The organism is Microbacterium sp. p3-SID336 (assembly GCF_025143365.1).
Classification (GTDB): Bacteria; Actinomycetota; Actinomycetes; order Actinomycetales; family Microbacteriaceae; genus Microbacterium.
Genome location: NZ_JALXPE010000085.1, coordinates 1 through 12434, shown reverse-complemented (window position 1 = coordinate 12434; position 12434 = coordinate 1). Strand labels below are relative to the sequence as shown.

Here is a 12434-nt window from a genome sequence, read left to right as displayed (position 1 = left end):
CCCCCCCCCCCCCCCCCCCCCCCACCGCGGGCTGCGCCGGCCCGGCCTCCGCGCCCGTGGCGGGCGTTAGCGTGGGGGGATGACCACTGCAGCGAAGGCCCAGACCCTTGTCGGACTCTATGACGCGCCGGAGATCCTCCGCGTGGTGAACGTGTGGGACGTCGTGTCGGCTCGTGCCGTCGCGGCTCTGCCCGAGACCGCGGCGATCGCCACCGCCGGACACGGCATCGCGGCATCCTTCGGGTATGACGACGGCGCCACGCCCCGCGACGTCATGATCGACATGGTGGGCCGTATCGCCGCCGCTGTCCCCGTCCCGGTCTCGGCGGACCTCGACGACGGCTACGGCGACGCCGGAGAGACCACGCGTCTCGCGATCGCGGCGGGTGTCGTTGGCGCGAACGTCGAGGACCGGCTCAAGCCGCTCGACGAGTCCGTCGCCGTGGTGGAGGCCATCGTGAAGGCCGCGGAGAAGGCGGGCGTGCCGTTCGCCCTGAACGCCCGCACCGACGCGTTCGTCCGTGCCGGCCACCGCCCCGTCGCCGAGAGCGTCGCGGACGCCATCCAGCGCGGTCGCGCCTTCCTCGATGCGGGCGCCACCGCCGTGTTCGTGCCCGGGATCCTCGACGCGAACGTCACCCGCCAGCTGGTCGAGGGGATCGGGGAGCGGAAGGTGAGCGTGATCGGTCTCCCCGGTGCGCTCGCCGCGTCCGAGTACGAGAAGCTCGGCGTGGCCCGCATCTCCTACGGCCCGCTGCCGCAGCGGGTGGCGCTGACGGCGCTGCAGGACCTCGCGAGCAGCCTGTACGGCGGCGGCGTGGTTCCCGGTGGGCTGCCCGCGCTCAACTGACACCCGCCGCGACGTGAGGGGTGGCCGCGGCTCACTACACTTGAGCCGTGGTCACTCGTCTCTCGAACTTCTTCCTCCGCACGCTCCGTGAAGACCCTGCCGGCGCAGAGGTCGCCAGCCACAAGCTGCTGATCCGCGCCGGGTACATCCGACCGCAGGCGGCGGGTATCTTCGCGTGGCTTCCGCTCGGGCTGCGGGTGAAGGCGCGCATCGAGACGGTCATCCGCGAGGAGATGGCGGCGGCGGGTGCGCAGGAGGTGCATTTCCCCGCGCTCATGCCGCGCGAGGCCTACGAGGCGACGGGTCGCTGGGAGGAGTACGGCGACCTGCTGTTCCGCCTGCAGGACCGCAAGGGCGGCGACTACCTGCTCGCGCCCACGCACGAGGAGGCTTTCACGCTGCTCGTGAAGGACCTCTACTCCTCGTACAAGGACCTGCCCCTGACGATCTATCAGATCCAGGACAAGTACCGCGATGAGGCTCGTCCTCGCGCCGGTCTCCTCCGCGGTCGCGAGTTCACGATGAAGGACGCGTACTCCTTCGACGCCTCGGACGAGGGCCTGGACGCCAGCTACCAGGCGCAGCGCGACGCCTACGAGCGCATCTTCCAGCGTCTCGGCCTCGAGTATGCGATCGTGCAGGCCGATGCGGGTGCCATGGGCGGTTCGCGCAGCGAGGAGTTCCTGCACCCCACGCCCGTCGGCGAGGACACCTTCGTGCGCAGCGCCGGAGGCTACGCCGCCAACGTCGAGGCCTTCACCACCGCCGTGCCGGACGCGGTGCCGTTCGACGCCGACGCCTCGCCCGTGATCTTCGACTCCCCGGACACGCCGACCATCGACACGCTCGTGGCGCACTGCAACCGCGAGCTCGAGGGCGAGTTCAGCGCGGCTGACACTCTGAAGAACGTCGTGCTGGCGCTGAAGCACCTCGACGGCACGCGCGAACTGGTGATCGTGGGCATCCCCGGCGACCGCGAGGTCGACGAGAAGCGCGCGGAGGTGGCGTTCGCGCCGGCCGAGGTCGAGACTGCGACCGCCGACGACTTCGAGAACCACCCGCTCCTCGTGAAGGGCTACATCGGCCCCTGGTCGCCCACGGGTGCCGTGCTGGGCGAGGAGTCCGCGACCGGCATCCGGTACCTCGTCGACCCGCGGGTGAGCGAGGGCACGAGCTGGATCACCGGGGCGAACATCGATCAGAAGCACGCGCACTCCGTGGTGATGGGCCGCGACTTCGCCGCCGACGGCATCGTGGAGATCGCGAACGTCCGCGCCGGCGATCCCGCGCCGGACGGCTCCGGCCCGGTCGAGCTCGCGCGCGGCATGGAGATCGGCCATGTCTTCCAGCTCGGTCGCAAGTACGCCGAGGCTCTGGGCCTGAAGGTGCTGAACGAGAACGGGAAGCTCGTCACGGTGACGATGGGCTCCTACGGCATCGGCGTGACGCGGATCCTGGCGATCATCGCCGAGCTGAACAACGACGACAAGGGCCTCATCTGGCCGGCGTCCGTCGCGCCGTTCGACGTGCAGGTGGTCGCGGCCGGACGGGACCAGGTCGCGTTCGACGTGGCGGAGCAGCTGTCAGCCACGCTCGAGTCCGCCGGCTTCGATGTGCTCTATGACGACCGCCCCAAGGTCTCGCCCGGCGTGAAGTTCGGCGACGCGGAGCTGGTCGGCGTGCCGCACATCGTGGTGGTCGGACGCGGAGCTGCCGATGGTCAGGTCGAGCTGTGGGACCGCCGCACGGGAGAGCGGGACGCCGTCTCGGTCGACGAGGCGGTGGGGCGACTCACGGCGCTCCGCTGAGGGTGCGGCCTCTCCGCGCGCCCGCTCAGCAGGCGATGCGGCCGTGGTCCATGGTGTCGTCCGGGGTGTCGCGGGTGACGAGCGCCTTCAGCGCGCCCGCAGCCATGGCGAGCTTGCCCTTGGCGGGCTCCCAGAACTCGGTGACCCGCGGCGTGACGCGCAGCAGCGCGATCCCGGGCGTCTCCAGGCCGTCGGCGAACCAGATGTCGAGCGACGGGGAGTAGAGCTCCTCCATCTTGGCGCGGTCGTGGACGACCTCCGCCGTGCCGGCGACGGAGACATAGCGCATGCCCTTGGCGTCGCAGTAGGCGAGTCCCACGTCGTGGTGTCGCCGCGCCTCCTCGACCTTCTCGGTGTCCTCCGCGGTGAAGAACCAGATGTCGCCCGCGTCGTCCATCTGCCGGGTGGACATCGGGCGGCTTACGAGATGGCCATCCTCGTCGATCGTGGTGAGCATCGTGATGTCGATGTCCTCCACCAGTTCGGCGACGCGGGCGAGGGCTTCGGTTCCGGTGATCTCGGTCATGGCGTCAGCATGCCCGCGCTGCGGCGAGCACGGCAGGGGCGTTGACACGAGGGGTCGCTCGTGCTCGCCACGGGCGGACGCCCGCCTGACGGCCGGCCGCGGCGTTGCGGTGACCGAACCCGCCGCGTCATGACACGCTGGGGGTATGACTGACCAGCCTCTGCCCGCCGCGCTCACCACGGAGATCAACGCCGTCCTGGATGAGGCGGGCGTGCATGCCGACCGCCGGCTCGTGATGCGGATGCTGCGCACGGCGCTGCTGCTCGGGGAGGACGGGACGGATCGCCTCGACCTCAAGATCGCCTCGGCGGCACTCGCCGAGATGCGGGACGCCTTCCGTCTGTTCGCGCCGTTCCGCGGCGTGCCGAAGGTCACCGTGTTCGGCTCCGCGCGGACGCGCCAGGACGACCCGCTGTACCGCCAGGCGCGGGACGTCGCCGCCGCTCTCGCCGGAGACGGGTGGATGGTCGTCACCGGGGCGGGGCCCGGCATCATGCAGGCCGCGGCGGAGGGTGCGGGTCCTGCGCTGTCGCTCGGCGTCTCGATCCGGCTGCCGTTCGAGGAGAAGGCCAACGCGGTCGTGACCGGGCAGGACCAGGTCGTGGCGATGAAGTACTTCTTCACGCGCAAGCTCATGCTCATCAAGGAGTCGCTCGGGTTCATCTGCCTTCCCGGCGGCTTCGGCACGCTCGACGAGATGTTCGAGCTGCTCACGCTGCAGCAGACCGGTAAGGCCGAGCCCACGCCGATCGTGCTGCTCGACCAGAAGGGCGGGGCGTTCTGGGAGGGGATGCGGCGCTTCGTCGACGAGCACCTCGCCCCGATGGGCGTGATCTCGCCCGGAGATTTCGACCGGGTGGTGATCACCGATTCCGTGGAGGCGGCGCGCGCCGAGATCACCGGGTTCTGGCGCAACTACGACTCGCTGCGGTGGGTCGGCGAGACACTGGTGCTGCGTCTTCGCGCCGAGCCGACCGACGCGGAGGTGGCGTCGCTCAATGACGCGTTCGGCCCGCTGCTGTCCTCCGGGCGCATCGAGCGGACCGCGCCGCATCCTCCCGAGGTCGCCGACGACGACCGTCTCGACCTGCCCCGGGTGCAGCTGCACTTGGATCAGCGCCAGGTCGGCAACCTCTTCCGCCTCATCGGCGCGATCAACGCGCTCGACTCCGCTCCCGCGGCCTGATCTCGGGGGAAGCGACTCACCTGTCCGCCCGCCCGTCGTTCGGGCGCTGTGCCGACGGACGCCGGCAGCGCCTCGCAGACCAGGGCCGCCGCTCGCTCGTGTGCCCGCGGCGGCGGCACAGGGTATCGTTGTACGGATGTCGCGCGTGCGTTCAGGCGCGACGAGAGCTGAATAGGGAGGCCGTCATGGACATCGAACTGAGTCTGCTGCGAGGGATCGAGAAGGAGAAGGCGATCCCGTTCGACGAGCTCGTCGCGATCATCGAGCAGGCGATCCTGACCGCGTACTCCAAGCACGTGTCCCCCGAAGGGGCACCGCCCGAGGGCGTCCGCGTCTCGCTCGACCGCACGACCGGGCACGTCGCCGTGCTCCAGGTCGTCCGCGACGACGAGGGGGCCGTGATCGGCGAGGAGGAGGCGACGCCCGATGACTTCGGCCGCATCGCCGCTTTCGCCGCCAAGCAGGTCATCAGCCAGCGCCTCCGCGACATCGCCGACGACGCGGTGCTCGGCGAGTTCAAGGGCCGCGAGGGCGACATCGTCGCCGGTGTGATCCAGCAGGGGCCGAACCCGCGCATGATCCACGTCGACCTCGGGTCGGTGGAGGCCATCCTCCCGCCCGAGGAGCAGGTCCCCGGCGAGGAGTACAGCCACGGCTCTCGCCTGCGCGTGTACGTCACGAGTGTCGCCAAGGGGCTCAAGGGCCCGCAGATCACCGTGTCGCGCACGCACCCGGGGCTCGTCCGCAAGCTCTTCGCCCTGGAGGTCCCGGAGATCGCCGCCGGACTGGTCGAGATCGTCTCGCTCGCGCGCGAAGCGGGGCACCGCACCAAGATCGCCGTCCGCGCCAACGACCCGTCGATCAACGCCAAGGGCGCGTGCATCGGCGAACTCGGTCGTCGCGTGCGCGCCGTGACGGAGGAGCTCGCGGGGGAGAAGATCGACATCGTCGATCACGACCCGGATCTGGCGACGTTCGTCGCCCACGCGCTCTCGCCGGCGAAGGTCACCAGCTCGTTCGTGCTCGACGCCAGCACCAAGGCGGTGCGCGCACTCGTGCCCGACTACCAGCTGTCGCTCGCGATCGGCAAGGAGGGCCAGAACGCCCGACTCGCCGCGAAGCTCACGGGCGCCAAGATCGACATCCAGCCGGACAGCGTCCTCGACTGACGGTGCTCCGCTCTCGCCACGCCCGGTGGCGGGCGAGAGCGGACGGAACGCAGGTGTAAGATGGAACCCGTACGAATGTGCGTCGGCTGTCGCACGCGTGCTCCCCGCTCCACTCTGCTCAGGGTGGTGTCCCAGAACGACATCCTCGTCATCGACGAGCGTGCCGTCCTGCCGGGGCGCGGCGCGTGGCTGCATCCGACACAGGAATGCATGGATGCCGCCCTGCGGCGACGCGCGTTCGGACGAGCACTCCGTGTGTCCGCCACAGTGGACACGCAGACCATCGAACAGCATCCGCTGAGAACCAAAGGCTGAACGGCTATGGAAACAAAGTGAACGGCTCGAAATGAGACCCGTCCGCGACTAATGGTCTGCCCTGTCTGGGCAGACCGACCCAGACAGGAGAATTGTGGCTGGTAAACCACGCGTACATGAGATCGCCGCTGAACTCGGCGTCGACAGCAAGGTCGCCCTTGCGAAGCTCAAGGAGCTCGGCGAGTTCGTGAAGAGCCCGTCGTCGACGGTCGAGCCCCCGGTCGCGCGCAAGCTGCGCGCCGCCATCGAGGCCGACCCGTCGCTGAAGGGCTCCGCGGAGCCCGCTGCGGCCAAGCCCGCCCCGAAGCCGGCGTCGACCTCGTCGGCCCCCACCCCGGGGCCGAAGCCCGGTCCGAAGCCCGGACCGGCGACCCCTGCCGCCCCCGCACCTGCGGAGAAGGCGGCGGAGAAGCCCGCGGAGCCGAAGGCTCCAGCGCCTGCTGCCCCGGCCAAGCCGGCAGCGCCCGCTCCGGCGGCACCCGCGTCCGGTGACGGCAACGCGCCGAAGCCCGGCGCGCCGCGCCCCGGCAACAACCCGTTCTCGTCGGCGCAGGGCATGGGGCAGCGCCCCGCCGGCCCGCGTCCGGGCAACAACCCCTTCGCCTCGGCGCAGGGCATGGGCCAGCGCCCGACTCCCGGCAACATCCCGCGTCCGCAGGCACCGCGTCCCGGCGCCCCGCGTCCGGGTGCGCCTCGTCCCGGCTCGCCCCGTCCCGGAGCGCCTCGCGGCGGTCAGGGCGGTCGTCCCGGCGCCCCGTTCCAGCAGCGCACGGGCGGCCCCGGTCGCCCCGGTGGCGCAGGCGGCGGTCCCGGTGCCGGTCCTCGTCCGGGCGGCGGCTTCGCCGGTCGTCCCGGCGGTGGCGGTCGCGGTCGTGGTCCCGGCGGCGGTACGGCCGGCGCCTTCGGCAAGGGCGGCGGCAAGAGCAAGCAGCGCAAGTCGCGGCGGGCGAAGCGGCAAGAGTTCGAGATGCGGAGCGCCCCGGTCGTCGGCGGCGTCAACGTCACGCGCGGCAACGGCGAGACGATCCGCATGCGTCGCGGTGCCTCCATCGCGGACTTCGCCGACAAGATCGAGGCCCTGACCGGCTACACCGTGCAGCCGGGCACGCTCGTGACGATCCTCTTCAACCTCGGCGAGATGGCCACGGCCACCGAGTCGCTGGACGAGGCCACCTTCGAGGTGCTCGGCGAGGAGCTGGGTTACAAGGTCCAGATGGTCTCGCCCGAGGACGAGGACAAGGAGCTCCTGGAGGGCTTCGGTCTCGACCTCGAGAAGGAGCTGGCGGAGGAGAGCGAGGACGACCTCGAGATCCGTCCCCCCGTCGTCACCGTCATGGGTCACGTCGACCACGGTAAGACGCGACTGCTCGACGCGATCCGTCAGACCAACGTCATCGAGGGTGAGGCCGGCGGCATCACCCAGCACATCGGTGCGTACCAGGTGTGGACGGAGCACGAGGGCATCGAGCGCGCCATCACCTTCATCGACACCCCGGGTCACGAGGCGTTCACCGCCATGCGTGCCCGTGGTGCGCAGGTGACCGACCTCGCGATCCTGGTGGTCGCCGCCGACGACGGCATCATGCCGCAGACGGTGGAGGCGCTGAACCACGCCCAGGCGGCGAACGTGCCGATCGTGGTCGCGGTGAACAAGGTCGACAAGCCCGAGGCCAACCCGGCCAAGGTGCGTCAGCAGCTCACGGAGTACGGCCTGGTGGCCGAGGAGTACGGCGGCGACGTGCTGTTCGTCGACGTGTCGGCTCGTGCCAACACCGGCATCCAGGAGCTCCTGGACGCGGTGCTGCTCACGGCGGACGCCGGTCTCGACCTCACCGCCAACCCGAACAAGGCCGCTCGCGGTGTCGCCATCGAGGCGAAGCTCGACAAGGGTCGCGGTTCGGTGGCGACGGTGCTGATCCAGTCCGGAACCCTCCGCGTCGGGGACGCGATCGTGGCGGGCACCGCCTACGGCCGCGTCCGCGCGATGATCGACGAGAACGGTGAGACCGTCGAGGCGGCTGCGCCGTCGCGTCCGGTCCAGGTGCAGGGTCTGAACTCCGTGCCGCGTGCCGGCGACGTCTTCATCGTCACCGAGGAAGACCGCATGGCCCGCCAGATCGCCGAGAAGCGTGAAGCGGTCGAGCGCAACGCCCAGCTGGCCAAGGCCCGCAAGCGCATCTCGCTCGAGGACTTCACCCGTGCGCTCGAAGAGGGCAAGGTCGAGTCGCTCAACCTCATCATCAAGGGTGACGTCTCGGGTGCCGTGGAGGCGCTCGAGGAGTCGCTGCTCAAGATCGAGGTCGACGACTCGGTGCAGCTGCGCATCATCCACCGCGGTGTGGGTGCGATCACCGAGTCCGACGTGAACCTGGCGACGATCGACAACGCGATCATCGTGGGCTTCAACGTCCGCCCCGACACGAAGGCGCGTGAGCGCGCCGCTCGCGAGGGCGTGGACATCCGCTTCTACTCCGTCATCTACAACGCGATCGATGAGATCGAGAGCTCGCTCAAGGGCATGCTCAAGCCGGAGTACGAAGAGGTCCAGTCGGGTGTCGCCGAGATCCGCGAGGTGTTCCGCTCCTCGAAGTTCGGCAACATCGCCGGTGTCATCGTGCGCTCGGGCACCATCACCCGCAACGCCAAGGCGCGTGTCATCCGCGACGGCGTCGTCATCGCCGATGGCCTCGCCATCGAGTCGCTGCGTCGCTTCAAGGACGACGTCACCGAGGTGCGCACCGACTACGAGGCCGGTATCGGCCTCGGCAAGTACAACGACATCCAGGTCGGCGACGAGATCGAGACGACCGAGATGGTGGAGAAGCCGCGCGGCTGATCCGACGGCTCCGGCGGCTGTCCTCATCCCCCACGCGGGGGAGGGGGCAGCCGCCTCCGCGGTTCGCACGACACCGCGGCTCACAGAAGCGGGAGAAGGAACAATGGCTGGTGAACGACAGGCACGACTCGCGGACCGCATCCGCGTGATCCTCGCCGAGCGTCTCGAGAAGGGTCTGCGCGACCCGCGGCTCGGGTTCGTGACCATCACCGACGTCCGTGTGAGCGGCGACCTGCAGCACGCCTCCGTGTTCTACACGGTGCTCGGCACCGAGGAGGAGCGGATCGCCAGCGGCGCCGCGCTCACCTCCGCCACCGGGATGCTGCGCAGCGAGGTCGGGCGTCAGCTCAGCACGCGACTGGTGCCGACGCTGGAGTTCATCCCGGATGCTCTTCCGGAGAACGCGGATCACATCAGCGCGCTTCTGCGTGAGGCGCAGGAGCGCGACGCGGCCGTGGCGAAGCTCGCCTCCTCGGCCTCCCATGCCGGTGACGCGGATCCGTACCGCTCGGACGACGACGAGGACTGATTCGCTTTGATACCCTCGGGTTCGCGGGAATGACATCCGGTGGATCTGGGGGATCGGCATTCAGGCGACGGCGACGACTGGGGGGCGATTCGTCGCGCCCGCGGTCGTGGAACTGCTGCTGGACGAGCTGCACGCGCGCGAGCTGAGCTGCGCCCCGCACGTCGTCGCGAATCTGGCCTCGACGCTCACCGCGGACGCGGCGACGGTGACCGAGGTGGTCGCACGTCTGACGGTCGACCAGCGTCGTGGTCTGCGCGAGCTTCCGATGCCGCTGCCCCTCGTCCCTGCGATCGAGCGGGAGTTCGCCGCTGTCGAACTGGGCGCGAGGGATCGTCTCGCCCTGCTGACGGCGGCGTCGATGAGGGGCGACGAACTCGCGACCCTGCTGGTCGTCGACGGCCGCGGTGCTCGCGAGCTGGCGTCGAGCCCGGTCGGCCGATTCCTGTCGATCCACGCCGGTCGCATGCGGTTCACCGACCCCCGTGCCGCGGTCTGGATCCTGGGAACGGCGACCGCGGACGAGGCGGCGCGGATGCACACCAGCGTGGCCGCGGCCCTCTCTCGGCGCGGCGACCGTGAGGGGGCGGCCTGGCATCGGGCCAGAGCCTCCCTGGTCGGCGAACCCGAGGCGGCGGCGCGACTGATCGCGGCCGCCAGACGGTCGGCCGGTGGCGGCGACGACGGCCGCGCTCTCCTGCTCGCCAGGGAGGCGGCGAAGCACACGGACGGAGAAGCCCGCGACGAGGCACGGCTCCTCGCGGGCGCCGCCGCGCTGGCGGAGGGCTATGCGGCGGATGCGGCGGCATGGTTCGGAAGCCTGTTCCCTCATGCCGTCGAGCGCCGGCGGCTGCGCGCCCTCGCCGGGCTCCTCACCGCACAGGCGCAGCTGCAGGGCACGGTGCCGGAGGTCGATCCGGCCCTGGTCGCGCCGAGCACGGGCGACCCGGCGGACTGGCGATGGTGGACGCGGGCGGCGGCCGTGGCCGCTGTGCTGTGCGCAGAGCGCGGCGACCGAACCCGTATGCGCTCCTGGCTCGACGCGGTGCGTCGGGGCTCCGCGTGCGCTGGTGCAGACACAGGGCTGTGCGCACCGGTGGTGGCGTTGAGCTGGCTGCTCGCGGGAGAGGTCGACGTGGAGGACGCAGACGGCCGTGGTCCGGTGTGCGGCACGCTGCTGGGCGCCCTCCGCGCCGCGAGCAGGGGCGACCTCGCGCACGGCCTGCGACTGCTGCGGTCGGAGGCGTCGTTCGTGGCGTCGAGCCCCGACCCGCTGGCGTCCGGCTTCGAACGCAGTGCTGTCGTGCGCGCCGCCCTCGCCGTCGCCGAGACTCTGCTGCTCACGTGGCAGGGCGACCTCGGCCCGGCGCGCGAGCGCCTGCGCCGGGCGGCCGTCGAGCTGCCGGTCGCACTGCCCTTCGCGGGGCTCGGCGTGGTGCTCGCCCGACGGCTCGACCTCGCCGTGCTCGGGACCCTCGGCCCGGTCGCGCGTGCACTCACGGCCGTCGCTCCCTCTGCGGTGGGCATGGACGTGCTGGTCGACCGCGGTATCGAGTCCTTCCTCGCCGGATCGTTCGACGACGCGGCCACGGCCATCGAGCTCTGGCTGGATCACGGCGCACCCGAGCCCTTCCTGGCGGTACCGGGCCTGGATGAGGTCGCCGTGACCGCTCGCGTCCTCGCGGGACCCGTCGCTGTGCGGCCGCCGGAGCTGGCGACCGCGCACGAGCTGCGCGTCCGGATCGCGACCGCCGGGAACGGCAGCTGGTGCGCCGAGCGCGATGCCGTCCGTGAGGCGGCGCGTGCGCTGCGCTCGCCGTTCGCACGCGCCAGGGTCGAGACGATGCTCGGCATCCAGCACGCACTGCGTGACGACCACCTGCCCGCGCGCACCCACCTGCAGCAAGCTGAACGGCTGTTCGAGGCCGCCGGGGCGACGGCGTGGGCGCGTGCCGCCAGGAACCGGCTCGACCGCCTGGAGGCCACGGCCGCGCAGGTGGTGCCGCCGCTCGAGCAGCTCGCCGTGTGCCGGCGCGTCTGGTCGCGGCGACTCACCGCGCGTGAGCTCGACGTCGCCATGCTCGCCGTGCGCGGGACGGGGAACCGGCGGATCGCCGAGGAGCTGCGCGTGTCCGTGCGCACGGTGGAGGTGCATCTCGGCCGTGTCTTCGGCAAGCTCTCGGTGCGCAATCGCGTCGAGCTCACGGTGCTCGCACATCGCATCGAGCGCCACCTCTGAGAAAGTGGCGGCCGACGCTCACCGCGGCAGGGCGAGCCCCTCGCCGTCGGCCTCCGCGAGCCCGTCCGCGATGAGGGAGTCGATCGCCCGGTCGCGCTGCTGCGGATCGGGCCACTCCGGGATCACCGCGGTGAGCGGCACGACGTCGGGCGCCGCTTCGCGCAGGAGGCGGAGCACCGCACCGCGGGCTTGGCGGTCGGAGCCCTCGTACACGGCCTGCCGTCGCCGCTCGTCGCCGGTGTCGGGGCGGCCTGCCTGCAGCCACGCGCACCGTTCGGCGAGCGGGCACTGCGCGCAGCGCGGGGCCCGGGCTGTGCAGACCGTGGCGCCGAGCTCCATGACCGCCGCGTTGACCACGGCGGCTTCGGCGACCGATGCGGGCAGCAGCGACTCCATGAGAGCGAGGTCGCGCCGCGCGGGTGCCGCAGGGTGGGCCCTGCCGAGCACGGCGCGGGCCAGCACACGGCGCGTGTTGGTATCGACGACGGGGTGACGGTCTCCGTAGGAGAACACGGCGACCGCGCGCGCGGTGTAGTCGCCGATGCCGGAGAGCGCGAGCAGGGACTCGACCTCGCGGGGGACGACCCCGTTGTGGCGCTCGACGACCTCGACTGCGGCGCGGTGCAGCCACAGCGCCCGACGCGGGTACCCGAGGTTCGCCCACTGCCGGACGACATCGGCCGTCGTCGCTGCGGCCATCGCGGTCGGGGTCGGCCACCGCTCGAGCCAGGCTTCGAGATGCGGGATCACCCGGTTCACGGGGGTCTGCTGCAGCATGAACTCGCTGACGAGCACGCCCCAGGCGCCGAACTCCTCGTGGAACGCGGCGCGCCGCCAGGGGAGGTCGCGCGCGGCCTGCCGGTACCAGGACGGCAGCCCGGCCAGCGTCGCGGCGGAAGACGGCGGAGCGGGCATCCTGCCAGCCTAGGCGAGCGCTGACGACGGGGGAGAGGTGACGCTCACGACCGGGGTGGAGCCG

Annotated in this window: 10 protein-coding genes; 8 read left to right on the top strand and 2 right to left on the bottom strand. The window is 71.4% G+C overall.

The genetic code is table 11. The features are described from left to right. Positions 1-79 precede the first annotated feature (79 nt). Positions 80-850 (top strand): isocitrate lyase/phosphoenolpyruvate mutase family protein, encoded by a 771-nt coding sequence (locus M3C17_RS17860; RefSeq protein WP_259979354.1) that lies wholly within the window; start codon positions 80-82, stop codon positions 848-850. A 47-nt stretch (positions 851-897) separates the two neighbouring features. Next, a complete protein-coding gene (locus M3C17_RS17855; protein WP_259979352.1) occupies positions 898-2658 on the top strand; it encodes a proline--tRNA ligase in 1761 nt (586 codons plus the stop codon). Between the two features lie 25 nt (positions 2659-2683). Here the strand turns inward: M3C17_RS17855 and M3C17_RS17850 are convergent, their stop codons facing one another. Beyond that, a complete protein-coding gene (locus M3C17_RS17850) occupies positions 2684-3184 on the bottom strand; it encodes a pyridoxamine 5'-phosphate oxidase family protein (protein WP_259979351.1) in 501 nt (166 codons plus the stop codon). A gap of 145 nt (positions 3185-3329) precedes the next feature. On the opposite strand from M3C17_RS17850, the gene M3C17_RS17845 reads away from it, so the two are divergent. From M3C17_RS17845 to M3C17_RS17820, 6 genes are all read left to right on the top strand, one after another. Further along, positions 3330-4370 (top strand): TIGR00730 family Rossman fold protein, encoded by a 1041-nt coding sequence (locus M3C17_RS17845; protein ID WP_259979350.1) that lies wholly within the window; start codon positions 3330-3332, stop codon positions 4368-4370. A 185-nt stretch (positions 4371-4555) separates the two neighbouring features. Then, a complete protein-coding gene (gene nusA, locus M3C17_RS17840; RefSeq protein WP_259979348.1) occupies positions 4556-5539 on the top strand; it encodes a transcription termination factor NusA in 984 nt (327 codons plus the stop codon). A 60-nt stretch (positions 5540-5599) separates the two neighbouring features. After that, positions 5600-5854, top strand: a complete 255-nt coding sequence (locus tag M3C17_RS17835) for a YlxR family protein (RefSeq protein ID WP_311198455.1) — start codon at positions 5600-5602, stop codon at positions 5852-5854. Positions 5855-5948: 94 nt separating this feature from the next. Continuing rightward, positions 5949-8690, top strand: coding sequence for a translation initiation factor IF-2 (gene infB, locus M3C17_RS17830; RefSeq protein WP_259979345.1), 2742 nt, complete (start codon positions 5949-5951; stop codon positions 8688-8690). Between the two features lie 103 nt (positions 8691-8793). Beyond that, on the top strand, positions 8794-9219 hold the full coding sequence (gene rbfA / locus M3C17_RS17825) for a 30S ribosome-binding factor RbfA (protein WP_259979343.1): 426 nt from the start codon (positions 8794-8796) through the stop codon (positions 9217-9219). Between the two features lie 106 nt (positions 9220-9325). Next, complete coding sequence (locus M3C17_RS17820; RefSeq protein WP_259979341.1) at positions 9326-11455, top strand: helix-turn-helix transcriptional regulator; 2130 nt, start codon at positions 9326-9328, stop codon at positions 11453-11455. A gap of 18 nt (positions 11456-11473) precedes the next feature. Here M3C17_RS17820 and M3C17_RS17815 read toward each other — a convergent pair whose 3' ends face one another. Then, complete coding sequence (locus M3C17_RS17815; RefSeq protein WP_259979339.1) at positions 11474-12370, bottom strand: A/G-specific adenine glycosylase; 897 nt, start codon at positions 12368-12370, stop codon at positions 11474-11476. Positions 12371-12434: the final 64 nt, after the last annotated feature.

Bases quoted from the DNA above. Each gene is read 5' to 3' on its own strand.
- M3C17_RS17860 (WP_259979354.1), top strand. From the start codon at position 80: ATGACCACTGCAGCGAAGGCCCAGACCCTTGTCGGACTCTATGACGCG.
- M3C17_RS17850 (WP_259979351.1), bottom strand. From the start codon at position 3,184: ATGACCGAGATCACCGGAACCGAAGCCCTCGCCCGCGTCGCCGAACTG.
- M3C17_RS17845 (WP_259979350.1), top strand. From the start codon at position 3,330: ATGACTGACCAGCCTCTGCCCGCCGCGCTCACCACGGAGATCAACGCC.
- nusA (WP_259979348.1), top strand. From the start codon at position 4,556: ATGGACATCGAACTGAGTCTGCTGCGAGGGATCGAGAAGGAGAAGGCG.
- M3C17_RS17835 (WP_311198455.1), top strand. From the start codon at position 5,600: ATGGAACCCGTACGAATGTGCGTCGGCTGTCGCACGCGTGCTCCCCGC.
- rbfA (WP_259979343.1), top strand. From the start codon at position 8,794: ATGGCTGGTGAACGACAGGCACGACTCGCGGACCGCATCCGCGTGATC.
- M3C17_RS17815 (WP_259979339.1), bottom strand. From the start codon at position 12,370: ATGCCCGCTCCGCCGTCTTCCGCCGCGACGCTGGCCGGGCTGCCGTCC.